This is a genomic window from Lacinutrix salivirga, assembly GCF_053604675.1.
Genome location: NZ_JBSHNP010000135.1, coordinates 61976 through 85209, shown reverse-complemented (window position 1 = coordinate 85209; position 23234 = coordinate 61976). Strand labels below are relative to the sequence as shown.

The following is a 23234-nucleotide window of genomic DNA, read 5'->3' as shown; positions in this document are numbered from 1 at the left end:
AATATAGTTATTTATTGCAATATATTTACAATTTATTTAATTTCTTTAGGGATTTCACAAATAGGAATAGGGATCATTTTGTGTTTATTGTTTCGATTATAGCGCTCAAAAATCTCAAAAACTTCTTTTTTTCGACCGTCAAAATCGCTAGATTTTTTACCTAAATCCTTCATTTTCATAGCCCATTCTAATTCTGGGTATGAAGCACCAATTTGGTCTTCGTCACTTCTTGCGTCACCAAAAAGGCCATCGCTTGGCGCAGCTTTCATTATAGAATTTGGTACATTTAAAAAGTCTCCAATAGCATATACTTCAGATTTCATTAAATCTGCAATCGGACTTAAATCGACTCCACCATCGCCATATTTAGTATAAAAACCAACACCAAAATCTTCAACTTTATTTCCTGTTCCTGCAACTAATAAACCATGTAAACCTGCATGATAATACAAAGTTGTCATTCGTAATCTCGCTCTTGTGTTAGCTAATGCCATATCTACAACAGCTTGTTTCCCTTCTAAAGTGACTTCGGTTTTAAATTCTTCAAAAACAGGAGTTAAGTCTGTTACTGTACTGTTTACATTTTTATAATTAGCTTTTAACCATTTTATATGCTCTTGGCCACGACTTACATGGCTTTCTGCTTGATGAATAGGCATTTCTATACAAAACACATCTAAACCTGTTTTAGCGCATAAGGTTGAGGTAACAGCAGAATCTATTCCGCCAGAAATACCTACAACAAAACCATTAACTTTTGCGTTAGTAGCATAATCTTTTAGCCAATTAACAATGTGGTTTACTACCTTTTCTGTTTGCATAATGTGATGAATTTTAAACAAAGAATACTACCTTTGCAAAGCAAAAATAAACCAAACAGTGTTGTAATAAAAATTAACTGTATTAAGTTTAAATGAAAAAATGTATTCTTCTTTTTAGTCTCCTAGTTGTAGTGTTTTCTTGCGAAAATAACACAAATAACGAATCTGAAATAAGCAAAATCCCTATAGATTTTGATGTTGAGCGTTTTGATATTGCTTTTGCAGAAACAGAAGCTACTGGTTTAAAGCGTTTAAAAGAAGCCTATCCGTTTATGTTTCCTGTTAAATATCCAGACTCTTTTTGGTTAGAACGAATTAACGATACCTTACAACAAGAACTCTCTGCGGAAACAAAAAAGGCTTTTCAGGATTTTAAAAGTACTAAAACCGAAATCACTAAACTATTTCAGCATTTAAAATATTATTACCCAGAATTTAAAACACCTCGTGTGGTTACAACTACCTCTTCTGTAGATTATAGAAATAAAGTGATTGTAACAGATTCTATTATATTTATTGCTTTAGACACGTATTTAGGGACAGATCATAAGTTTTACGAAACGCTACAAGCGTATATTAAGGCAGATATGAAAAAGGAGCAGATTGTTGTTGATTTGGCAGAGGCTTACGCAAATAAATACAGTTTTAAAACGCAAAGTAAAACCTTGTTAGATGAGATGATTACAACAGGAAAAAAGCTGTATTTTAAAGACGTTATGCTTCCTTTTAAAACAGATGCCGAAAAAATAGGCTATACCTCAGAGCAATTAGAATGGGCAAAAGCTAACGAAAGTTATATTTGGCGTTATTTTGTAGATAGAGAGCTGCTTTTTGATACAGATGCTAAATTACCAAGCCGTTTTATTATAAATGCTCCATTTTCTAAATTTTATTTAGAAGATGTAGATACAGAATCTCCTGGTAAAATAGGTCAATATATTGGTTGGCAAATAGTTAGGAGTTATATGAAGCATAACGACGTGTCTTTTAAAGACATGCTGAATAAAAGCGCAGAAGATATATTTAATAAATCAAAATTTAAACCACGTAAATAATGGCAAATATAAAATCTAAAATACAGTTAAATGTAGAACTAGATGAGAACAGAGTTCCAGAAAAATTAAACTGGACTGCAGAAGATGGTGGCATTACAAATGCTGAAGCTAAAGCAATAATGCTTTCGGTTTGGGATAGCAATGCGCAAGAAAGTTTGCGTATAGATTTATGGACAAAAGATATGCCTGTAGATGAAATGAAGGTCTTTTTTCACCAAACTCTTGTCGCAATGTCTAATACGTTTCATAGAGCTACGCAAGACGAAAAAATGACTGCAACAATGAAGGATTTTTGCGATTATTTTGCCGAAAAATTAGAACTTAAAAAGTAATTACTCTACTAGAAATTTCGTTTTTAAACTCAGTCCATTTTTGGTTTCAATACCTAAAATATATAATCCAGAAGCTAAATCTAATGGGAGTAGTGTTCTATTTTGCAAAGTTTGAGTGTTGTTAAACACAGATTTTCCTGTAATATCAATAATATTAATCTTTACAGCTTCAAAAGTATTGGAGCTTAACAGCGTAATATTATCGCTTATTGGATTTTTTTCTATTGAGATAATTTCATCTAAAAACGCATCTACATGTAATGTTTCTGGTATAATTTCGGCTAAAGCAAAAGCAACATTGCCTTGGGTTAGAGTGACATGAGGCTCGTTATCATCTGGCATATACCAATTCTCGAAAGGTGTAGTATTTGTAGTAGTTAGTGAATTGGTGGTTACATTATTTGGTGTGTGAAACCAGTTAATTTGATTGTTTGTAATATCTAAAGCCATACCACTTACACTAGGAATAAAATTAAAATAGTTGGTTTGTAAGTTGTTTAAAAAATCGCCAACTAAGCCAGTGGTATCAAAATCTTCGGTTAAAGCTTCTAGATCAAACAATCCACCAGAAGCAGCATCTATACCATTACTATAATTATACGCTCTTGAGTTTGCACTACTTGAGACATCAAATGCTGGAACATACCAAGCAAAATCAATGTAAACATAACTTGCTTCTGCTGTGAGAGTTGCACTTGGAGTAAAATTAACTCTTAATGTAGCATCTGTACCTGTAGCCACATTAAATGTGGTATTTAATATTTGGCGACCTGGCGTTAAATTTATACCATTAACATCTGGGTAACGAGCATTAATTCCGCTACCATTTATTATAGCTACATTTCTGGTATCTTCGGGGAAACCAGAAGCTGTTAATGTATTAAGTTTATAAAAAAATATATTTTTAAAAGGATGCGCTTGTGGTAGTGTTAAGTTGGAATCAAACTCAACTTCTTGAGAGTTATTGCTCACAAAATGTGCTTCTAATTGATCGGTAAGCATTTGGCGACCTGCATTAGATTTTAGCATACCATTAATAACAGGTTGTAATTCTTCTACATTTTGATTACCTATAAAAAAGAAATCATTTAAACCATAAGCCAAGTAATTAAATTGATGCTGAAAACCAATAGGAACATTAGCACCATGATGTGGAGAATCGAACGAAATCCATAATCGTGTATCGTGACTTAACGATTCACTTTCCATATAATTTAATGCAAAACGAGAGATTAATCCTCCCATACTTGGTCCAATAACCACATTGGGTTCAGAACCAATTTTTTGTGTATTAATTAGCGTAATTAAATCTACAAGTAGCATCGCATTACGCTCTATAAAATCAACTCCACCATCTACAAACGTATTGTCTGCTGCTCTTGTGTATTCTGGGAAATTTAAAATGATTACATCAAAACCTTCTGTTCTTACTAAATCTCCAAGGTTAGACGTTGTGCCATTGTCTTCGAAATTTAGCAACTCGTAAATGCCTGTAATATCTCTGCCGTCGTTTGGATCAAACCCATCGACTAAAAAAATAGGTTTGTCTAGTATATTATCGTCGCTTAAAAATATCTCGTATTCTCCAGTTCCTGGATGCGAAACTGCTTCGCCATACATCGATAAATCAGTAATAGTAGTAGCGGTTATGGTGTTAATCGTTCTGTTATATAAAGTATGTAAGTCACTATTCGAATATTTAATGGTTATAGTCGATTTGCGTAATAAGAGTTCGCCAGAATCTAATTCTATTTTAAATTGTAAAGTTTTTTTTCCAGGTAAATTGTACTGTATTGCAATATTTTCATTTAATGCTATGGTTTTAAAACCTAATCCATCGTTAAAATCTACACTTATATTCTGAATGGTTTTACCTGTGGTATTGTAAATATTTTCAGTAGATAATGTATAGTTTGCGTTTAATCCTTTGTGTTTGTTTTTTATAGCTGAAGCAATTGCGATAGAATTTAAATTGAAAACTGAAGCATTTGAATTGGTTCTTAAAAGATAACCTTCATGATCTTGAGTGATAGTGTTATTCTGAAACGCTTCAGGTTTAATAGTTTCATAATCACTAATTAAAATAGCTAAAGGAATAGTGGATGATAAATAGTTTTCTTTTTCTAAATTTTTTAAAGTCTGTAAAGGCAGTAAGCGTTGCGCTAAGTCACTTTGCGAAATCGATTTGTAAGCTTGGTAAAACCTATAATTATTAATTGCAGATTCATTATAAGCATTAAGGTCCACTAAAGGAGACTTTTGAAGTAGTATAGAGGTTTCCATACCAGAAGTATCAAACTTTGATAAAATATGTTTTTTGTTTTGAGAATTTGCAAAAAGTGCAACCTGTAAGACTAATAAGAGTAGAAGTTTTTTCATAGATAACATAAACCTTAATTAAGGAGTTTAAGGTAGTAATTTTTTACGAAAAGAGATATTGTGTTAAAATCTGCGAGTTAAAAACATAAAAAAAGGCTAACTAAAAATTACTTTCAGTTAGCCTTAAGTTTTTATTTAATGGTTGTTATTCTCCTAAAAAAGGATATCTGTAATCTACAGGAGTTACAAATGTTTCTTTAATCATTCTTGGAGAAACCCAACGTAAGAGGTTTAAAGCACTACCAGCTTTATCGTTTGTTCCAGATGCTCTTGCACCTCCAAAAGGTTGTTGGCCAACAACAGCTCCTGTTGGTTTGTCGTTAATATAAAAGTTTCCTGCACTATTTTGTAATGCTTTAGTCGCTTCGATTATAGCGTATCTGTCTTTAGATATTATTGCTCCTGTTAAGGCGTAATCACTAGTTTCGTCAACTAATTTTAGTGTTTCAGAAAATTTATCTTCATCATATACATAAATAGTAACAACAGGACCAAATAACTCAGTACACATTGTTTCGTATTTAGGACTAGTGGTTACAATTACGGTTGGCTCAATAAAGTATCCTTTAGATTTATCGTAATTTCCACCTACAATAACTTCAGCATCACTATCTTTTTTTGCTTGATCAATGTAAGAGGCTAATTTATCGAAAGAGCCTTCGTTAATTACAGCAGTTACAAAATTACTCATGTCTTCTGGAGAACCCATTTTAAAAGACTTCACATCTTCAATTAAATGTTTTTTAACCTCATTCCAAATATTAGAAGCCACATACACTCTAGATGCAGCACTACATTTTTGACCTTGAAACTCAAAAGCACCTCTAGAAATTGCAGTAGCAACTTGTTTTGGGTTTGCTGTTTTATGAGCAACAATAAAATCTTTTCCACCAGTTTCACCTACAATTCTTGGGTAAGTTTTATAGTTTTCTATATTGTTTCCAATCTGTTTCCATAAGTTTTGAAACACAGGAGTAGAACCTGTATAATGTAATCCAGAAAAATGAGGATTAGCCATTACAGTATCTGTTATCATTCCAGGATTTCCAAAAACAACATTAATAACACCAGCTGGTACACCAGCTTCTTCAAATACATCCATAATTACTTTTGCAGAATATATTTGGTTGTTACTAGGCTTCCAAACAACAACATTTCCCATCATAGCCATACATGCAGGTAAGTTACCAGCAATCGCAGTAAAGTTAAATGGTGTTACAGCATAAGTAAATCCTTCTAATGGTCTATATTCTACTCTATTCCATGCATCACTAGTACTTTCTGGTTGTTCATGGTAAATATCTGTCATAAACTGTACGTTAAAACGTAAAAAATCAATGAGCTCGCAAGCTGCATCAATTTCTGCTTGGTGTATAGTTTTAGACTGTGCAATCATAGTCGCAGCATTTATTTTTGCTCTATATGGACCAGCAATTAGCTCAGCAGCTTTTAAAAATATACCTGCTCTGTGCTCCCAAGGTGTTTCGGCCCAGTTTTTTCTAGCCTCTAAAGCTGTTGCGATAGCCTCTTCCACATTAGATTTATCTGCTAAATGGTAAGCGCCTACAACATGTTTATGATCGTGAGGAGGAGACATTGTTCTGGTGTTTCCAGTGGTAACATCTTTACCATTAATATACATTGGGACATCTATAGTCTCATTATACATTTTTTTATAAGCTTTTAAAACTGCTTCGCGCTCTGGAGATCCAGGTGCATAACTTTTTACAGGTTCGTTTACTGCTATTGGTACATTAAAAAATCCTTTTCCCATCATTAAATGTTTTTGTGTTTCCACGAAAGTGGAAATGTATTAGTTTTTAGTTGTCAAAATTTGAGTGCAAAGGTACAAAATATTTACCTACATTTTAGACAGTCAATTCTTAAACAATTCTTATAATTTACTTATTTTTTGTAAGTTGCCAATCCTTTTTTGGACTATTTAAACTTATGTGTACTGTAACCGTTTTTAATAAAGGTAATAATGATTTTGTGCTAACGTCTAACAGAGACGAAGCTCCCAACAGAGCTGCCTTGTCTCCAGATTTTTACACGCTTAATACTACAGAATTGCTTATGCCAAAAGATGAGCAGTCTGGTGGAAGCTGGATTGGCGTGAGCGATAAAAACAGAGTAGTTTGTTTATTAAATGGTGGGTTTAAACTCCATAAACGAAAAGAAAATTATAGACTAAGCAGAGGAGTTGTAGTAACCAATTTGTTAACTATGCAAAGTATTGATGAGGCTCAAAATTATGATTATTCGAATATTGAGCCTTTTACAATAGTAGTTGTAGATTGGAATACAAGTATGAATTTTTACGAAATTGTTTGGGATGGAGAAAACGTGCATTTTATATCCTTAGGATTAGAATCTCGTATCTGGTCGTCTTCAACCTTATATACCGAAGATAAAAAACAAAAAAGACAAGACTGGTTTATTAAATTTAAAAAAGAAAAACAACTGAATGCTAAAACGCTTTTAGAGTTTCATAATACTGCAGGACAAGGTAATTTAGATTATGGTGTAATTATGGACAGAGCTTTTGTAAAAACCACAAGCATTACTCAAATTGAAAAAACTGGGTCTGTGGTTATTATGCGTTTTGAAAATTTAAATACTTCTGAAACATATTATAAAACGTTTAACCTTTCAGAAGTTATAAATGGATAATAGTAAGCAAAATACAGGTGTTATTCTAACATTAGCCTATCCAGACACTATTGTTTCGCACGCAGAAGAATGGTATTCTTCTTTACTAAAATATATAGGTATTGGTAATAAAACAAGCGTAAGAGCTGGTCATGCTGCATTGGTTTTAATAAATAAAAACACAGGAGTTTTAGAATATCATGACTTTGGTCGTTATATTACTCCAAGACCTAACGGAAGGGTTAGAGGTAGTGATACAGATGGCGAACTAAGTATTCCTTTCAAGGCGCAATTTAATAATGGAGAGATTGCCAATTTAAATGCAATTTTAAAATTTTTAGCAACGCATCCTAAGTTAACACATGGCGATGGAAAACTATTAGCATCGGTTTGTGATGTTGTGAATTATGAGGAGGCAAGAAAACACATAACCAATCAGCAAAATAGAGGTTTTATACGCTATGCGGCTTTTGTGAAATCAGGTTGTAATTGTGCACGATTTGTTACAGAGGCGTTAATCGCTTCGGTTACAGATGCTGCAATGGTTAAAAAACTAAAACACTCTAAGTGGTTTACACCAAGTACTGTAGGAAACGTTGTATTGGCAAATACCAACCCGTTTCCTTTTGAGGTTTCTGAAACCGGAGAAATTAGCGAATTTAGTGGCTCTCAAAAAAGTGAGAATCTACGTTGTTTTTTAGATAAATTAAAAGGGTATCAACCTAATTTTGTAGGAACTTTGCAGCCTAAAACTGTTTCAGGATTACATGAAAAAGCGCAATGGTTACCAGGTATTGCTGCAGGAGCTTGGTTTGAATTGTTTGAAACTTCAAAAGCTTCAGAGTATCGTTATAGACGTATTTCTCCTTATGGAAATATAGATGTTGATGCAGTATTTTCTATTAAAGAGTCAGGTTTTAATTATAAAGATGCTTACCAAATAGTGCATTATTCTAATTGTAAATTCTTCCACATTAAACAAGGAGAAGCTATTTTTAGGTTTGACAAAATTGAAAATTAGTTAATTGCAAAAGGAGCACTTAACTTAAAAGTAGGTATAGTAACATTAAACTTTTTTGTAGTTGTAAAGTTTATCATACTATAGTAACCTCGCATTGCTCCAAAAGGAGACGTTAGTAAACAACCAGAACTATACGTATGCGATTCTCCAGGTTTTAAAACGGGTTTTTTACCAATAACGCCTTCACCAGTAACAATTTCTTCATTATTAAGAGCGTCTAAAATTGTCCAATGTCTTGCATTAAGCTGCACAGAGTCTTTGCTTTGGTTTTCTATAGTAACTGTATAGCCAAAAGCAAAGTGAATTTTATAGTTTTTATAAAATGTACCTTCAAAATTAGTTTCTACCGAAATTTTAATGCCTCTTGTTACTTGTTGCACCATAGCTAAATGCTTGCTTTTTAATATTTTAATTATACAAAAATAGTAAATTAAATCTAACTGTGTTTTAATTACTAATATTTACAGAGCTTCCTTCGCCAACACCAATTAATTTATCATAGCGTGTGCCTAAATCTCTGTAATAGACGAGCACCTTATAATTGTTTTCTGTTTGCCAAAAATTTCCGCCAATTAAGCCTTCGTCTAACTTTCCTTTTTCGTCCACAACTACATATTTGTAGTTGTAAAATCCTTGTTTAAGCAATAAACTGTTTTCATAAACTCCGCGTTCATGGCTGTAAGTCATTTTATTTGTGTTGTCTATGGCATAATTGTTATAGTTTCCATAAACATATACCGATTTATCAATTGGTAATTCGTCCATTAATAAAGAAAAATGAACCCAAGCATAATCTGCTTCAATTGCAGTGTCATCTGCATCTATTACAGTCACTAAAAAATTACCATTAATGTCTGGGTTGTAAGTATAGGCTTTGTCAAACCGCTCAACGTTTGTAAATAAATAACTATGGTATAATTCTTTTAATTCAATAAATTGAACACCAGAATTAGCGACTCTTAAATCCTTATTTTCAAAAAACAAATATTCATTGCCTGCCCAAAAGGACGTTTTATTAGTGTATCTGTAAATTAACTCGCTACCTAATGTGTATTGAGGTTCTAGACCAGAAATAGCAGTGTTAAGATTATTATTTTGTACAATAACGGTTTTAATTGTTTGTTTTGGATTTGTAAATGGGTTGCCATTAGGTGTAATTGAGATGTCAACAGATTGTTTAGTAGCAATGTTCGACACGTCTCGTGAGCGTTTTATTGCAACTCCAACATTTGCTCTGTTTTCGTAAACCATAAATTTTCTGGAAAATACGAGCTCATCGTAATCGTTGTAAACCTTTATCATATAATTACCTGAAACCCTTAAACCTTTTGTTCTTTTATTAGGAATAGTTAATTTGTAATGCGAATAAATTTGATAGGTATTTAAAGAGTTTTCATAATTAATAATTCTCTGGTTATCGAAACCGTTTAAATATTCAGCTTTAACTAAGTTAGAAGGTGTCCAGTCGTAATTAAAATGCTCAATCACATAATAAAAATCTTCTTCGTCGCCATTAAGTGCATCAAATTCTAAAATAATATATTCTCCTAGTCTTAAAATAGGAAGTTGACTTTCTGGTGTATTGCCTTTAAACGTTATTGTTTTTATATATTCTGGCGGATTAACTTCTTGCACTTGCGCAAACAGTAATGATGAAAAAAGAAAGAAAACCAAAAAGTGTTTAATGTTAAATCTCATTTATAAGGGTTTTAGTGTGGTAAAGATAAACAAAATCTGTGCCTAATTGAATTGCGTTATTTAGAACAATTATAAATAGCCTTTCTGTAGGTTTTTAAAAAGATAATTACGTATTTATTCGTAAATTTGCACCGATTTTTTAGAGCATTAAAAAACTTTAAAAATTGAATCACTAAACTATTAACAAATAGATTTAAGCGTATGTCAAAAGACATTAAGATTAAAAAAGGTCTAGATATTAAATTGGTAGGTGAAGCTGAAAAAACAGTTGAACAAGCCATTTTAAGTAATTTTTGTACCATAAGACCCGAAGATTTCCATAGTGTAATTCCAAAATTAATTGCAAAAGAAGGCACAACTTTAAAAGTAGGAGATGTTGTTTTTTATGACAAATCTAACGAAGTCGTAAAGTATGTATCTCCTGTTTCCGGAACTGTTGTTGAAATAGTAAGAGGACCTAAAAGACGTGTTGATGCTATTAAAATTCAGGCAGACAAAGAGCAATCATATAAAGATTTTGGTAAATTTAATATGGATGCCGATTCCGCAACTATTAAAGCTCACTTGTTAGAGTCTGGGTGTTGGTCTTTTATTAAACAAAGGCCTTATGATGTAGTTGCGAACCCTGAAAAAGAGCCAAAAGCAATTTTTGTTTCAGGATATTCAACAGCACCTTTATCTGCAGATTTAGATTTTGTGTTACAAGGTAAAGAAGCAGAGTTACAAGCTGCAGTTTCGGCATTATCTAAATTAACAGCAGGAGATGTTCATATTAGTGTTGGGTCAAACAATTCACCACTTGCTAATATATCTAATGCTAAAATTCATAAAGTGTCTGGTCCACATCCAGCAGGAAACGTTGGAACGCAAATTAATAAAATAGAACCTGTTAATAAAGGTGAGACTGTTTGGACTGTAAATGCTCAGGATTTAGTTATAATTGGAGAGTTATTGCTTACAGGTAAGTTTAATGCAGAGCGTATTGTCGCTTTAGCAGGCTCATCTGTGAAAAAGCCAAGATATTTTAAAACAAAAATAGGAAGTGAAGTAGCCACCATAATTTATGATAATGGAGTAGATAAAGACGCTAACGATCGTATTATTTCTGGTAATGTGTTATCTGGTAAACAAGTAAAACCAGATGGAAGTTTAGGCTATTACGATACTGTAATAACTGTAATTCCTGAAGGAGACGATTATGAATTTTTTGGTTGGAACAAACCTGTTTTTAATAAAATTTCTACCTCTAGAGCTTTAACATTCTCTTGGTTAACACCAAAAAAAGAATTTGCACTTAACACAAATACAAATGGAGAGCATCGTGCTTTTGTTACAACAGGAACTTACGAGGAGGTGTTTCCTTTAGATATATACCCATTGCAAGTATTAAAGGCATGTATGTATCAGGATTTAGACGAGATGGAAGCATTAGGTATGTACGAAGTTGCACCAGAAGATTTTGCCTTAACAGAATTTGTTTGTGTCTCTAAACAGCCACACCAACAAATTATTAGAGAAGGTTTAGATTTAATGCTAAAAGAAATAGGATAAGTTATTCATTTTCTAAATCAAAAATACAAACATAGTTTTGATTAAAATGAAACCAAAAAAATAACAATAGAGTGTTTTAAACATACGAAATGAAAAATACACCATGGGTTTAAAAAGTAATTTACATAATTTAAAAGAAAAGTATAAAGGCACTAAAATGGCTCCTGCGTTTAACGCAATCCATACCTTTTTATACTTGCCAAATGAGACCACACATAATGGGACTCATATTAAAGCAGCCGACGATTTAAAGCGTACAATGAATACCGTAATTATGGCATTGGTACCTTGTTTAATTTTCGGTATTTTTAACGCAGGTTATCAACATTATGCTGCAATCGATGCTGCCAAAGGAATTGTAACAGAAGTCTCTTTGTTTGGTAACTTCCTTACTTGGGATAATTTTGTACTTGGTGCATGGACTGTGTTGCCATTAGTCATCGTATCTTATGGTGTTGGTTTATTAGTCGAGTTTATTTTCGCAGTGATAAAAGGCCACGAAGTAGAAGAAGGCTATTTAGTAACAGGAATGTTAGTACCATTAATTGTACCTGTAGATATTCCATTATGGATGCTAGCAGTAGCAGTTGTTTTTGGTGTAGTTATAGGAAAAGAAGTTTTTGGAGGTACAGGAATGAATATTCTAAATCCAGCATTAACAATACGTGCATTTTTATTCTTTGCATATCCAACATGGATGTCTGGAGATAAAGTTTGGGTACATGGAGCAACAGAATTAGCAGGAACACCAGATGCTATTTCAGGTGAAACTGTACTTGGAGCCTATGCACAAGGAAACTCATTACCAAATGTAGATCTTATGGATATGTTCTATGGGTTTATGCCAGGATCTGTTGGAGAAACTTCAAAATTATTAATCATTATTGGAGCATTATTTTTAATCTTTTCAAAGGTTGGAAGCTGGAGAATTATTGTATCTACATTAATTGGAGCCTTAACCATGGGATTAATTTTTAATGGAGTGGTTTCTGCAGGATGGATTGGAGAATCAAGTAAGTTTTTTGGATTAATGGACGTACCATTTTGGCAACATCTTATAATTGGTAGTATTTTATTTGGTGCTGTTTATATGGCAACAGACCCAGTTACAGCATCGCAAACCAATAAAGGAAAATGGATATATGGATTTTTAATTGGATTTATCTCTATAATGATTAGAGTATTTAATCCAGCTTATCCAGAAGGTGTATTCTTAGCCATTTTATTAATGAACGTATTTGCACCAACTATCGATCACTACGTGATTCAAGGAAATGTAAAACGTAGAATGAAACGTTTAAAAGTAAAAACAGCATAATTATGGCAGTTAACACAGATAAAAATTCATATACAATACTATTTGCCATAGCAATGGTTGTGGTAGTAGGTTCATTATTAGCATTTACAGCTTCGTCTTTAAAGCCAAAAATTAAAGAAAATGAACGTAAAGAAAAGCAACAGAATATTCTGTATGCAATGGGAATAAATGGTAATGAAGGTTCTGGAGATATTACCTTTATCTCTGCAGATAAAGTTGCAGATGCGTTTAAAACTAATGTTTCTGAGCAGATTGTTCTTGAAGTAAAAGACGGAAAGATTTTAAAAGAAATGACTCGAGATGAGTTTATGAATTCTAAAGATCAAGGTGCAGGAAAAGAACCTTACTTAATAGATATTAAAAAAGAGCAAACTAAAGCTAAAAATGGTGAGTCAAGATTTTTACCATTATTTAAAGGTACGCAAGACGGAAAAACAGTTTATGTTGTGCCAATTAGAGGAAAAGGACTTTGGGATGCCATTTGGGGTTATGTAGCTTTAGATAAAGATATGGTTGTTAGAGGAACCTTTTTTGATCATGCAGGAGAAACTCCTGGTTTAGGAGCCAACATAAAGCAACGTTATTTTATGGACGATTTTTATGGAGAGCGTTTATTAACTGAGGCTGGTGTGTTTAAAGGAATCACTGTAGCAAAAGGAAATAATGACCCTATTAATGAAAGAAAAGACGATCATAAAGTCGATGCAATTGCAGGATCAACAATTACAGGAGATGGTGTAACAGCAATGATTAAAAAAGATATAAAATTGTATTTACCATACTTTACCAATTTAAAAAATAATAACAACTAATATGGGACTACTTTCAAAAAAGGACGCAAAGTTAATCACAGATCCATTAGCAGATAATAACCCAATTACTATTCAAGTATTAGGTATATGTTCCGCACTAGCAATTACTGCAGAGCTTGAAGCTTCACTTGTAATGAGTATCGCAGTACTTTTTGTTATGGGTGTTGGAAATGTCGTTATTTCTTTAATGCGAAATATTATTCCTTCAAAAATTAGAATTATTGTACAACTAATTGTTGTAGCTTCTTTAGTAATTATTGTAGATCAAGTATTGAAAGCCTTTGCTTTCGAATTGAGTAAAACACTTTCAGTATTTATTGGTTTAATTATTACTAACTGTATTATTATGGGACGTTTTGAAGCTTTTGCTTTAGCCAACAAACCATGGCGATCATTTTTAGATGGGATTGGTAATGCTTTAGGCTATGCAGTAATATTAGTAATTGTTGGTTTTTTTAGAGAACTATTAGGTTCTGGAACACTTTTCGGGATTCCTGTATTAGGAGATCCAATAGGTAGTCCAGAAACAGGACCAACAGGATTATATTCTTTTGGTTACGAGAATAATGGTTTTATGTTAATGCCTCCAATGGCTTTAATAGTTGTAGGACTAATAATTTGGGTACAACGTAGTAGAAATAAAGATTTAATCGAAGATTAAAAGAGACAATAAACAGCTTTTAGACTTTAGTAAACATTCGTTTATTCAAGATAAAACTTAAAAAATAAAAAAATGATAGAGCATTTAGAGTTATTTTTCAAATCCATTTTTATCGATAATATGGTATTTGCGGTTTTCTTAGGTATGTGTTCATACTTAGCCGTATCTAAAAAAGTAGCAACTGCTGTTGGTCTTGGAGCAGCAGTAATATTTGTACTTGCAATTACAGTACCATTAAACTGGTTATTAGATCAATTTTTATTACAACCAGGAGCCTTGGCTTGGGTAGATGGAAGTTCAAACGGAGAAGGTTTTTCTGGTATGGATTTAGGGTTTCTTTCCTTTATTATGTTTATCGCTACCATTGCAACAATGGTACAATTAGTAGAAATTATAGTTGAGAAATTCTCACCTTCATTATATAATTCTCTTGGAATATTTTTACCACTTATTGCTGTAAACTGTGCCATTTTAGGTGGTTCATTATTCATGCAGTCTAGAGAAATAGAAACTTTTGGTTTAGCAGTAAATTATGGGATTTCTTCTGGTATAGGTTGGTTTTTAGCCATCTTAGCTATTGCAGCAATTAGAGAAAAAATTAGATATTCTAACGTGCCAGCACCTTTAAGAGGACTAGGTATTACATTTATCATTACTGGTTTAATGGGAATTGGATTCTTAAGTTTTGGAGGTATGTTAACAGGTGGAGATGAAGAAGGAGAACCTTCTACAGAACCAACAGCAAAAGTAGAAACAATACAAACTGAGGACGCTAAGAAATTAGCTGAAACCACTAAATTAGTTGAGTAATATGATTTTAGCAGCAGGAACATTAGGAACAGTAATAACTACAGTAGTAGCCTTTCTAGTCATAGCATTAATACTAATAAGTCTATTATTAGTTGTTAAGCAAAAATTATCACCATCAGGACCAGTAAAGATATTAATAAATGGTGAGCGTGAAATTGAAGTTGCATCAGGAGATACTTTATTATCTACTTTAGGTGGTAATAAAATATTTTTACCATCTGCTTGTGGAGGTGGTGGAACTTGTATTCAATGCGAATGTCACGTATTATCTGGTGGAGGAGAAGCGTTACCAACAGAAACGCCTCATTTTTCAAGAAAAGAATTAGCGCAAGGCGCACGTTTATCTTGCCAAGTCAAGGTAAAGCAAGACATGGAAATTACAATTCCAGAAGAAGTTTTCGGAATTAAAAAATGGGAAGCAACCGTTGTTCGTAATTATAATGTAGCTTCTTTTATTAAAGAGTTTGTAGTTGAAATCCCTGAAGATATGGGTTACAAAGCTGGTGGATATATTCAAATTGAAATTCCGGAATGTACTGTTAAGTTCGAAGATATGGACATTACAGCACATCCTGAAGAGCATGATTCGCCAGATAAGTTTCAGGCAGAATGGGATAAATTTAAGTTATGGCCTTTAGTAATGAAAAATACTGAAACTGTAGAAAGAGCTTATTCTATGGCTTCTTACCCTGCAGAAGGAAGAGAAATTATGCTTAACGTACGTATTGCAACCCCTCCTTTTGATCGAGCTAAAGGTGGTTGGATGGATGTTAATCCTGGGATTGCCTCTTCTTACATATTTAACCAAAAACCTGGAGATAAAGTTATTATTTCTGGACCTTATGGCGAATTTTTTATCAACGAATCTGATGCAGAAATGCTTTATGTTGGTGGTGGAGCAGGTATGGCACCAATGCGTTCTCACTTATATCACTTATTTAAAACCTTAAAAACTGGTAGAAAAGTAACTTATTGGTATGGTGGACGTTCTAAACGCGAATTATTTTATCTAGATCATTTTTATCAATTAGAAAAAGACTTTCCTAATTTTAAATTTTACTTAGCATTATCAGAGCCTTTAGAAGAAGATAATTGGAAAGTAAAGGAAAGTTTAGATGCTCCTGGAGATGGATTTGTAGGTTTTGTACATAACTGTGTAATTGATAATTACTTAAATCATCATGATTCTCCAGAAGACATAGAATTGTATTTCTGTGGACCTCCATTAATGAACCAAGCAGTTCAAAAAATGGGAGAAGATTTTGGAATTCCAGATGAAAATATAAGATTTGATGATTTTGGAGGATAGAAGTAAACTATAAAATTCAAAATCATATAAAGTAAAAACCAGAACATCTTGTTCTGGTTTATTTATTTATTATAGTATGCGAAAATGTAATTTAATACACTAAATCATATTTTGGCTTATCGTTTTCAAATTCGAATAATTTTGTGTAGTCCATAACATTTTTTACGCCTTCTAACTCGCAAAGACATTTAATAGCTTGGCAAAGTCCATTAAATAAAACAGATTTGTCTTTTGGGTTTTTAGGTTTTTTATGCTTCCCGTTAAGCGGAAGACTATAACCGCAACCTTTTAAAAATTCTGCTTCAATTTGTAGTAATTCTTGCGGACTATAACCATTAAAGCGCTTCCCAAAATTTTGATTTACAAGTCCAACATAGTTTAATTGTGTTGAGCCATGACAATCTGTAATATGTTTCCAACTATCGTTTCTATCTAAAATATTTCCTACTGCACAACTATTACAGTACTCAGGATGTAACTCATTAGTATGAAAAGAAATATATAGTTTTTTTAAAGCCAATTCTAAGCGAAGTGTGGTTTTCATAATGCTAAAGTTTCAATTAAGATATTAAAAAAATGGCGCATAAATAAAATAAGTTTCTTAAAATAATTATAATGCATATACGAAAGCCAAAAAATAATGCGTTAATTTAAGTATGAAAAAAGGTGTATTAATAGTGTTTATATTACTTTCTGTAGTGGTTTTAGCATATCAATTTAAACCTGTAAAAAAAATTGAAACTAAAGTTGAAGCTAGTATTGTAACTCCAAGTTTAATTAATAAAGATAGTGTAACAATTGCCTCACGTGTAAATATTCCTGAGGGTTATAAACGCGTAATTTATCCTAAAGGTAGTTTTGAGGATTACTTACGACATTATGCATTAAAACCATTTGGCAGTAAAATTATAAATTTTGATGGCTCTGCTTACTTTTGGCAAGGAGGTCATATTGGGATTTTAGAAATTCCTGTGCCTAAAAATGGGTTACAACAATGTGCAGATGCACTTATTAGAATTAGAAGCGAATACCTTTGGGAAAATAATAGAAAGGATGAGATAGGCTTTAATTTTACATCAGGAGATTATTGCTCTTGGAATAACTACGCCAAAGGATTTAGACCTAAAATTAACGGAAACAAAGTAGTCTTTAATAAAACAGCTACAGCAAATTATACTAAAGATAATTTTTACAACTATCTAAATCTAATTTATATGTATTCTGGTACTTTATCATTATATAACGAACTAAAATCTATAAATGACAGTGATTTAAAAATTGGCGATATGTTAATAAAAGGTGGAAGTCCAGGCCATATTGTTATGATTTGTGATGAGGTTGTTAATGCTAAAGGCGAAAAACTTTTCTTACTCTTCCAAGGAAATACACCAGCTCAAAGCGTGCATTTAGTTAAAAATTTAGAAGATAATGCTATTTCTCCTTGGTATCAATTAAAAAATAACATCGTAATTCCTGTCTCTAATTATACTTTCTATGATTCTAAATTTGCAAGGTTTAAATAATTTGTTACTTGCCTTTTCTTCCGCGAAAGCGAAATAAACTTTATTTTTGCAGTATGAGTAAAGCACTAACAAAACAAGAACTTCATAACTTAGCCATGAATCATGTAGGCAAAGATTTAGAGTCGCGTGGTTTTGAGTTTATAGCTATTAATAGTAAACTTAAAAGACATCCTCAATTTGTGTGTATAGATAAAAATAGTCAGTATTTTTTTGTAATTGTACGTGCAGTAATTTTACCAGAAAATCCTAATAATTACGATGTGGTTTGGATGGAATCTTTTAAAAAACATGCTTTTGAAAAAGACGCTAAAGTATTATATGCTGGTGTTGGATTAGGAAATCCAAATGGAGAGGATTTACTAATTTATTTTAATGAAGAGTATTTAATAGAATACAACGGCATCCAAGTATTAGAAACTAATCTAAACTAAAACAATAACTTTTTTTAAATGAAGAAATTATTACTTGTAACTGTAGTAGTAACACTTTTTGTGTCTTGTAAGAAAGAACCTCAAAATTTTGCAATTTCAGGGTTTGTTTTTGGAACAAATTATAGTGTTAATTATAATGGACAGGAGAATTATAAAAAAGCTTTTGACAGCATTTTTTATGAGATAAATAAATCGATGTCTAATTACGAAGCTAATTCTGATATTTCTAAAATAAACAGAAACGAAAAAGTAATAGTAGATACCCATTTTGTAACAGTTTTTAAAGCTGCTAAACAAATTTATAGAGAAACAGAAGGTGTTTTTGACCCTACAATTGGCAAGCTAGTTAATGCTTGGGATTTTGGCTCAGAAAAACAAAAAACAGCCTTAGACACACTTAAAATAGACAGTTTAAAGCACTATGTAGGTTTTAACAAATTAGGCTTAGTAAATAATGAAATTAAAAAGCGCGAAGGTGCTTATATAGATTTTAATGCTATAGCAAAAGGATATGGCGTAGATGCTATTGCCAATTTTTTAGAGTCTAAAAATAGTGCAAATTATTTAGTAGAAATAGGAGGCGAACTAAGAGCAAAAGGAATAAATACTAAAAAACAAAGCGGTTGGACAGTAGGTATTGAAAATCCAAATTTTGATGGATCACAAAGCTTAAATAAAGTACTTGTTATAAAAGATGCTGCAATGGCAACCTCTGGAACCTATAGAAAATTTAAGATAGACGACCAAGGAAATCGCTATGCACATATTATAAACACTAAAACAGGTTATCCTAGTAAGACTAATATTTTGAGCGTCTCTGTGATTGCAGAAACTTGTATGATGGCAGATGGTTACGCTACAGCATTTCAAGCTATGGGAATTGAAAAAGTAAAACAATTTTTAGAACAACACCAAGACTTAAAAGCCTATCTAATTTTTGAAAATGAAAAGCAGGAATTAGAAACTTTGAGTTTAAATGGGTTTCCAGGCTAATTATTTATAAACCACAGGAATAATTTCACCTTTAGCCAAGCAATATTTTTCTATCGCTTCCGCGGAAAGATTTGAAGTATAATCAACTTCGTCAACTTTAAAACCAATGCTTCGTAATTTATCAAAATAGTCACGACCATACACTCGTACATGATCATATTGCCCGAAGATTTTTGCACGTTCTTTTTTATCTATAATACTGTTATCTTCAAAAGTAATATCTCTTGACAAGTCCTGCGGAATTTGAAAAACACCATATCCTCCAGGTTTTAAAACTCGATATAACTCTTGCATTGCTTTCGTGTCATCAGGTATATGCTCTAAAACATGATTACATAAAATCACATCATAGCTATTATCTTTAAACGGAAGATTACAAATATCTGCTTTTACATCTGCAATTGGAGATTCTAAATCGGTTGTTGTGTAGTTAATGTTTTTTAGTTTTTTAAAGCGTTTTAAAAAACATTGCTCTGGAGCAAAGTGAAGCACTTTTTTTTCAGCAGTAAAGAAATCGGTTTCATTTTTTAAATACAACCAAAGTAATCTATGACGTTCTAAACTTAAAGTAGATGGAGATAGCACATTGTTACGTTGTTTTCCATAGCCATAAGGTAAAAAGCTTTTAAAGCTTTTACCATCAATAGGATCTGTATAGGTATTTCCTCTTAAAAAAAAGGCTAAAACAGGACGTGCTACATAGCTTAACCTTATTAGTATAGGCCTAGGAATGATATTTAGAATTAATTTGAAGAGTTGTTTAGTCACGAATTTCACGAATTTTCACGAACAGCTAAAGTACAATCCTTTTGTATTTTAAACTATCTTCTCCAAAATTTATTAGTAAGCCTAATTTTAATTTTGAAACAGCTAAATAGTTTAGTGTTTGTTTTATATGCGATGAGACTAAACAATCAATTGCCTTTAATTCAAGTACTATTTTGTTATCAATTATAAAGTCTGCTTTATATTTATGTGGCAATAAATTTCCTTTGTAAACAATTCCATATTTTTTTTCACGCGAGTAAGAAATATTATTGTCCATTAATTCTATCTCTAAAGCATCTGCATAAACTACTTCATTAAAACCTTTGCCTAATTGATTATGAACCTCCATACAAATACCTACTATTTTATAAGCTTCTTCTTTGTATATGAGATTAGACATAATTTTGTTTTTTTAGATAATGAGTATTAAAAATTGAGTGAGTAAATTAGTGAAAATTAGTGGAATTCGTGTCTAAAGAATCAAAGCCTTCTGTCTAAACGCATCCTCTTCATCACTCTCAATACCTAAAGCTTCGTATATATATGCAAACGTTGATAATAACTCTGGTTTACCATCAACAATAGCCACATCATGCTCAAAATGTGCAGAAGGTTTTCCATCTAAAGTGGTAATTGTCCAACCATCTCTATGTTGTTTAATGCGTTTTGTTCCTAAGTTAATCATTGGCTCTATGGCTACAACCATACCTTCAATAAATTTTTTGCCTCGACCACGTTTACCATAGTTTGGCATTTCTGGATCTTCGTGCATTTTTCTACCTAAACCATGACCAACCAACTCTCTTACTACACCATAACCATGATCTTCGCAGTATTTTTGAATAGCATAACCAACATCACCAACACGATTACCAACTTTAAATTCTTTAATACCAACATACAAAGACTCTTTAGTAACTTGTAGTAGTTTTTCGGTTTCAGGAGCAATTTCGCCAACAGCAAAAGTATAGGCATGGTCACCATAGAAGTCGTTTTTTATTGCGCCACAATCTATAGAAATTATATCGCCTTCAACCAAAGGAGTACTGTTTGGTATACCATGTACAACTTGCGAGTTTGGACTCATACATAATGTATTAGGAAAATCATACAAACCTAAAAACCCAGGAATTGCTCCTTGGTCTCTAATACAAGCTTCTGCAATTTTATCTAATTCTAAAGTAGTTACTCCAGGTTTAACCGCTTTTGCAACCTCTCCTAAAGTTTTAGAAACTACTAAAGCTGCCTCGCGCATTAACTCTATTTCTTCTCTTGTTTTTACTATAATCATGCTAAAAAAATATGTGCAAATATACTTAAAATAAACTGCTTTTTTCTTTTAGAAATATGACTTTTGGCAGGTTTTTAAAAAGTAATAGGTTGTATTTTTGCAATCTAAAATTAAAAAATTATGTTTTCATCAGTTAGTGCCGAAGAAGCAGTAAAAGTTATTAAATCTAATAATAGAGTTTATATTCAAGCAGCAGCAGCAGCTCCACAATCACTTATACAAGCAATGACTGCGCGTCATGAAGAATTAAGAAGTGTTGAGGTTTGCCATTTACATACAGAAGGTGATGCTCCTTATGCAAATCCAGAATTGCACGATAGTTTTCATGTAAATTCTTTTTTTATTGGAAAAAATGTAAGACATACTTTAAAAGCAGGAAACGGTTCCTACACTCCAGTTTTTTTAAGTGAATTGCCAACATTGTTTAAAAGAAATATTGTTGATCTGGATGTTGCTTTTATTCATGTTTCTGTACCTGATAAGCATGGTTATTGTTCTTTGGGTGTTTCTGTAGAAGCTACTTTGGCTGCAATTGACAATGCTACAACAGTTATTGCTCAAGTAAATAAATATATGCCAAGAACTCATGGCGCTGGAATTATTCATGTTTCTGAAATTGATTTATTTGTAGAATCTAATGAGAAATTACCAACGCATGACCTAGCACAACCTACAGAAATTGAAAATAAAATTGGTGGCTTTGTTGCTAATTTAATTGAGGACAGAAGTACGTTACAAATGGGAATTGGTAGCATACCAAACGCTGTTTTGTCTCGATTAACAAATCATAAAGATTTAGGTTTACATACCGAAATGTTTTCTGATGGTGTAATTGATTTAATTTTAAACGATGTAATTAATGGTAATTACAAAAAAATAAATAGAGGTCGAGCACTTACAACATTTTTAATGGGTTCACAAAGATTATATGATTATGTAGATGATAATCCTTTTGTAGAAATGCGTGCTGCAAATTATACAAACAATGCAGCATATATAAAACAAAACCCTAAAATGGTAGCTATAAACTCTGCAATAGAAGTAGATGTAACAGGACAGGTTTGTGCAGATTCTATTGGTGCAAATATGTATTCTGGAGTAGGAGGGCAAATGGATTTTATTAGAGGAGCTTCTTTAAGTGAAGGAGGAAAGGCAATTATTGCTTTACCATCTACCACTAAATCTGGTATTAGCAGAATTGTACCAACGTTAAAACCAGGAGCAGGAGTTGTTACAACAAGGTCTCATGTGCATTATGTTGTAACAGAATATGGAGTGGCTAATCTGTATGGAAAAACAATTAAACAGCGCGTAAAAGAGTTAGTGCGTATTGCTCATCCAGATCATAGAGAAATTATTGATAAAGCGTATTTTAAATTGATAAGTGGTTAAAAGTTAAACCAGCTTTTTTTCTTTTTTTGTTTTGGTAGTGGAGGTGTTTCTTTTGTGAGCATTTGGTACACTTCTCCCCAACCTAATATGCCACCAATATTTCTGTCGTCTATAAATAAATCAGCATGTATTTTTCGGCTTACTCCATTTGTATTTTCTTCCTCAGGAAAGCTTCTGTTTACAGCATAAAACTCAATGCCATTTTCTCTACAGAATTCTACAGCTTCGTCTAATTTAACACCATGTCTGTAAGTCCATAAAATTAAACGATGTCCATCTGCTTGTAGTCGTTTAAGAGTTTCAAAAGCAAATAATCGCTCGTCTCCAATGCCTGGATACCCATCTTCTACGATTGTACCATCAAAATCTACAGCTATTATGAGTCCTTTAGAAATATTCATTTACTAAAATAATTAA

At 32.3% G+C, this 23234-nt stretch carries 24 protein-coding genes; 14 read left to right on the top strand and 10 right to left on the bottom strand.

Features of this window, described 5'->3' with window-relative positions; all coding sequences use genetic code 11:
- Positions 1-32: 32 nt before the first annotated feature.
- Entirely contained in the window at positions 33-821 is a 789-nt protein-coding gene (gene nadE, locus ACVC5O_RS12055; protein ID WP_452221734.1) for an NAD(+) synthase, read from the bottom strand.
- A 92-nt stretch (positions 822-913) separates the two neighbouring features.
- On the opposite strand from nadE, the gene gldB reads away from it, so the two are divergent.
- Positions 914-1876, top strand: coding sequence for a gliding motility lipoprotein GldB (gene gldB, locus ACVC5O_RS12050; RefSeq protein ID WP_452221733.1), 963 nt, complete (start codon positions 914-916; stop codon positions 1874-1876).
- Positions 1876-2208 (top strand): gliding motility protein GldC, encoded by a 333-nt coding sequence (gldC, locus tag ACVC5O_RS12045; protein WP_452221732.1) that lies wholly within the window; start codon positions 1876-1878, stop codon positions 2206-2208. The genes gldB and gldC overlap by 1 nt, the downstream gene beginning before the upstream one ends.
- Here the strand turns inward: gldC and ACVC5O_RS12040 are convergent, their stop codons facing one another.
- Both ACVC5O_RS12040 and pruA read right to left on the bottom strand, forming a co-directional pair.
- Complete coding sequence (locus ACVC5O_RS12040; RefSeq protein WP_452221731.1) at positions 2209-4587, bottom strand: T9SS type A sorting domain-containing protein; 2379 nt, start codon at positions 4585-4587, stop codon at positions 2209-2211.
- 145 nt (positions 4588-4732) lie between these two features.
- A complete protein-coding gene (gene pruA / locus ACVC5O_RS12035; protein WP_452221730.1) occupies positions 4733-6361 on the bottom strand; it encodes an L-glutamate gamma-semialdehyde dehydrogenase in 1629 nt (542 codons plus the stop codon).
- Between the two features lie 176 nt (positions 6362-6537).
- Here pruA and ACVC5O_RS12030 point away from each other — a divergent pair, with 176 nt between their 5' ends.
- Entirely contained in the window at positions 6538-7260 is a 723-nt protein-coding gene (locus tag ACVC5O_RS12030; RefSeq protein ID WP_452221729.1) for an NRDE family protein, read from the top strand.
- Complete coding sequence (locus ACVC5O_RS12025; RefSeq protein WP_452221728.1) at positions 7253-8260, top strand: DUF6695 family protein; 1008 nt, start codon at positions 7253-7255, stop codon at positions 8258-8260. The genes ACVC5O_RS12030 and ACVC5O_RS12025 overlap by 8 nt, the downstream gene beginning before the upstream one ends.
- Here ACVC5O_RS12025 and apaG read toward each other — a convergent pair.
- Together apaG and ACVC5O_RS12015 are read right to left on the bottom strand one after the other, a co-directional pair.
- On the bottom strand, positions 8257-8643 hold the full coding sequence (gene apaG / locus ACVC5O_RS12020) for a Co2+/Mg2+ efflux protein ApaG (protein ID WP_452221727.1): 387 nt from the start codon (positions 8641-8643) through the stop codon (positions 8257-8259). The two genes, ACVC5O_RS12025 and apaG, sit on opposite strands and share 4 nt — an antisense overlap.
- Before the next feature lie 64 nt (positions 8644-8707).
- The gene (locus ACVC5O_RS12015; protein ID WP_452221726.1) at positions 8708-9958 is read right to left on the bottom strand and encodes a type IX secretion system plug protein; all 1251 of its coding nucleotides are present in this window, start codon (positions 9956-9958) and stop codon (positions 8708-8710) included.
- Positions 9959-10159: 201 nt separating this feature from the next.
- Here ACVC5O_RS12015 and ACVC5O_RS12010 point away from each other — a divergent pair, with 201 nt between their 5' ends.
- The 6 genes from ACVC5O_RS12010 to nqrF all read left to right on the top strand — a co-directional run bounded on the left by ACVC5O_RS12010 (position 10160) and on the right by nqrF (position 16419).
- Positions 10160-11509: a Na(+)-translocating NADH-quinone reductase subunit A gene (locus ACVC5O_RS12010; RefSeq protein WP_452221725.1), complete on the top strand. Its 1350-nt coding sequence runs from the start codon at positions 10160-10162 to the stop codon at positions 11507-11509.
- A 103-nt stretch (positions 11510-11612) separates the two neighbouring features.
- On the top strand, positions 11613-12827 hold the full coding sequence (locus tag ACVC5O_RS12005) for an NADH:ubiquinone reductase (Na(+)-transporting) subunit B (RefSeq protein ID WP_452221724.1): 1215 nt from the start codon (positions 11613-11615) through the stop codon (positions 12825-12827).
- 2 nt (positions 12828-12829) lie between these two features.
- Entirely contained in the window at positions 12830-13639 is an 810-nt protein-coding gene (locus ACVC5O_RS12000; protein WP_452221723.1) for a Na(+)-translocating NADH-quinone reductase subunit C, read from the top strand.
- A gap of 1 nt (position 13640) precedes the next feature.
- Complete coding sequence (locus tag ACVC5O_RS11995) at positions 13641-14300, top strand: NADH:ubiquinone reductase (Na(+)-transporting) subunit D (RefSeq protein WP_452221722.1); 660 nt, start codon at positions 13641-13643, stop codon at positions 14298-14300.
- Between the two features lie 72 nt (positions 14301-14372).
- Entirely contained in the window at positions 14373-15110 is a 738-nt protein-coding gene (gene nqrE / locus ACVC5O_RS11990; RefSeq protein ID WP_452221721.1) for an NADH:ubiquinone reductase (Na(+)-transporting) subunit E, read from the top strand.
- Between the two features lies 1 nt (position 15111).
- On the top strand, positions 15112-16419 hold the full coding sequence (gene nqrF, locus ACVC5O_RS11985) for an NADH:ubiquinone reductase (Na(+)-transporting) subunit F (protein ID WP_452221720.1): 1308 nt from the start codon (positions 15112-15114) through the stop codon (positions 16417-16419).
- A 91-nt stretch (positions 16420-16510) separates the two neighbouring features.
- Here the strand turns inward: nqrF and ACVC5O_RS11980 are convergent, their stop codons facing one another.
- Positions 16511-16963, bottom strand: a complete 453-nt coding sequence (locus ACVC5O_RS11980; RefSeq protein ID WP_452221719.1) for a Na(+)-translocating NADH-quinone reductase subunit F — start codon at positions 16961-16963, stop codon at positions 16511-16513.
- A 112-nt stretch (positions 16964-17075) separates the two neighbouring features.
- Here ACVC5O_RS11980 and ACVC5O_RS11975 point away from each other — a divergent pair, with 112 nt between their 5' ends.
- From ACVC5O_RS11975 to ACVC5O_RS11965, 3 genes are read left to right on the top strand one after another with little or no spacing between them, the layout of a single operon-like run.
- Complete coding sequence (locus tag ACVC5O_RS11975) at positions 17076-17942, top strand: DUF4846 domain-containing protein (protein WP_452221718.1); 867 nt, start codon at positions 17076-17078, stop codon at positions 17940-17942.
- A 53-nt stretch (positions 17943-17995) separates the two neighbouring features.
- The gene (locus tag ACVC5O_RS11970) at positions 17996-18373 is read left to right on the top strand and encodes a Na(+)-translocating NADH-quinone reductase subunit F (RefSeq protein WP_452221717.1); all 378 of its coding nucleotides are present in this window, start codon (positions 17996-17998) and stop codon (positions 18371-18373) included.
- 18 nt (positions 18374-18391) lie between these two features.
- Entirely contained in the window at positions 18392-19366 is a 975-nt protein-coding gene (locus ACVC5O_RS11965; RefSeq protein ID WP_452221716.1) for an FAD:protein FMN transferase, read from the top strand.
- Here the strand turns inward: ACVC5O_RS11965 and ACVC5O_RS11960 are convergent, their stop codons facing one another.
- The 3 genes from ACVC5O_RS11960 to map all read right to left on the bottom strand — a co-directional run bounded on the left by ACVC5O_RS11960 (position 19367) and on the right by map (position 21425).
- Positions 19367-20134: a class I SAM-dependent methyltransferase gene (locus ACVC5O_RS11960; protein WP_452221715.1), complete on the bottom strand. Its 768-nt coding sequence runs from the start codon at positions 20132-20134 to the stop codon at positions 19367-19369.
- 25 nt (positions 20135-20159) lie between these two features.
- Entirely contained in the window at positions 20160-20534 is a 375-nt protein-coding gene (locus tag ACVC5O_RS11955) for a GxxExxY protein (RefSeq protein ID WP_452221714.1), read from the bottom strand.
- A gap of 72 nt (positions 20535-20606) precedes the next feature.
- Positions 20607-21425, bottom strand: a complete 819-nt coding sequence (gene map / locus ACVC5O_RS11950; protein WP_452221713.1) for a type I methionyl aminopeptidase — start codon at positions 21423-21425, stop codon at positions 20607-20609.
- A 120-nt stretch (positions 21426-21545) separates the two neighbouring features.
- On the opposite strand from map, the gene ACVC5O_RS11945 reads away from it, so the two are divergent.
- Positions 21546-22817: an acetyl-CoA hydrolase/transferase family protein gene (locus ACVC5O_RS11945; RefSeq protein ID WP_452221712.1), complete on the top strand. Its 1272-nt coding sequence runs from the start codon at positions 21546-21548 to the stop codon at positions 22815-22817.
- Here the strand turns inward: ACVC5O_RS11945 and ACVC5O_RS11940 are convergent.
- The gene (locus ACVC5O_RS11940) at positions 22814-23218 is read right to left on the bottom strand and encodes a BT0820 family HAD-type phosphatase (RefSeq protein ID WP_452221711.1); all 405 of its coding nucleotides are present in this window, start codon (positions 23216-23218) and stop codon (positions 22814-22816) included. The genes ACVC5O_RS11945 and ACVC5O_RS11940 overlap by 4 nt on opposite strands.
- Positions 23219-23234 lie beyond the last annotated feature (16 nt).

What these genes read in the sequence shown, in the direction of transcription:
- ACVC5O_RS11995 (WP_452221722.1), top strand. Translation starts at nt 13,641, where the DNA reads ATGGGACTACTTTCAAAAAAGGACGCAAAGTTAATCACAGATCCATTA.
- ACVC5O_RS11980 (WP_452221719.1), bottom strand. Translation starts at nt 16,963, where the DNA reads ATGAAAACCACACTTCGCTTAGAATTGGCTTTAAAAAAACTATATATT.
- ACVC5O_RS11970 (WP_452221717.1), top strand. Translation starts at nt 17,996, where the DNA reads ATGAGTAAAGCACTAACAAAACAAGAACTTCATAACTTAGCCATGAAT.
- nadE (WP_452221734.1), bottom strand. Translation starts at nt 821, where the DNA reads ATGCAAACAGAAAAGGTAGTAAACCACATTGTTAATTGGCTAAAAGAT.
- ACVC5O_RS11965 (WP_452221716.1), top strand. Translation starts at nt 18,392, where the DNA reads ATGAAGAAATTATTACTTGTAACTGTAGTAGTAACACTTTTTGTGTCT.
- ACVC5O_RS12030 (WP_452221729.1), top strand. Translation starts at nt 6,538, where the DNA reads ATGTGTACTGTAACCGTTTTTAATAAAGGTAATAATGATTTTGTGCTA.
- ACVC5O_RS12010 (WP_452221725.1), top strand. Translation starts at nt 10,160, where the DNA reads ATGTCAAAAGACATTAAGATTAAAAAAGGTCTAGATATTAAATTGGTA.
- ACVC5O_RS12000 (WP_452221723.1), top strand. Translation starts at nt 12,830, where the DNA reads ATGGCAGTTAACACAGATAAAAATTCATATACAATACTATTTGCCATA.
- gldC (WP_452221732.1), top strand. Translation starts at nt 1,876, where the DNA reads ATGGCAAATATAAAATCTAAAATACAGTTAAATGTAGAACTAGATGAG.
- ACVC5O_RS11955 (WP_452221714.1), bottom strand. Translation starts at nt 20,534, where the DNA reads ATGTCTAATCTCATATACAAAGAAGAAGCTTATAAAATAGTAGGTATT.
- ACVC5O_RS11945 (WP_452221712.1), top strand. Translation starts at nt 21,546, where the DNA reads ATGTTTTCATCAGTTAGTGCCGAAGAAGCAGTAAAAGTTATTAAATCT.
- gldB (WP_452221733.1), top strand. Translation starts at nt 914, where the DNA reads ATGAAAAAATGTATTCTTCTTTTTAGTCTCCTAGTTGTAGTGTTTTCT.
- map (WP_452221713.1), bottom strand. Translation starts at nt 21,425, where the DNA reads ATGATTATAGTAAAAACAAGAGAAGAAATAGAGTTAATGCGCGAGGCA.
- ACVC5O_RS12015 (WP_452221726.1), bottom strand. Translation starts at nt 9,958, where the DNA reads ATGAGATTTAACATTAAACACTTTTTGGTTTTCTTTCTTTTTTCATCA.
- nqrE (WP_452221721.1), top strand. Translation starts at nt 14,373, where the DNA reads ATGATAGAGCATTTAGAGTTATTTTTCAAATCCATTTTTATCGATAAT.
- apaG (WP_452221727.1), bottom strand. Translation starts at nt 8,643, where the DNA reads ATGGTGCAACAAGTAACAAGAGGCATTAAAATTTCGGTAGAAACTAAT.
- ACVC5O_RS11975 (WP_452221718.1), top strand. Translation starts at nt 17,076, where the DNA reads ATGAAAAAAGGTGTATTAATAGTGTTTATATTACTTTCTGTAGTGGTT.
- pruA (WP_452221730.1), bottom strand. Translation starts at nt 6,361, where the DNA reads ATGGGAAAAGGATTTTTTAATGTACCAATAGCAGTAAACGAACCTGTA.
- ACVC5O_RS12005 (WP_452221724.1), top strand. Translation starts at nt 11,613, where the DNA reads ATGGGTTTAAAAAGTAATTTACATAATTTAAAAGAAAAGTATAAAGGC.
- ACVC5O_RS12040 (WP_452221731.1), bottom strand. Translation starts at nt 4,587, where the DNA reads ATGAAAAAACTTCTACTCTTATTAGTCTTACAGGTTGCACTTTTTGCA.
- nqrF (WP_452221720.1), top strand. Translation starts at nt 15,112, where the DNA reads ATGATTTTAGCAGCAGGAACATTAGGAACAGTAATAACTACAGTAGTA.
- ACVC5O_RS11940 (WP_452221711.1), bottom strand. Translation starts at nt 23,218, where the DNA reads ATGAATATTTCTAAAGGACTCATAATAGCTGTAGATTTTGATGGTACA.
- ACVC5O_RS12025 (WP_452221728.1), top strand. Translation starts at nt 7,253, where the DNA reads ATGGATAATAGTAAGCAAAATACAGGTGTTATTCTAACATTAGCCTAT.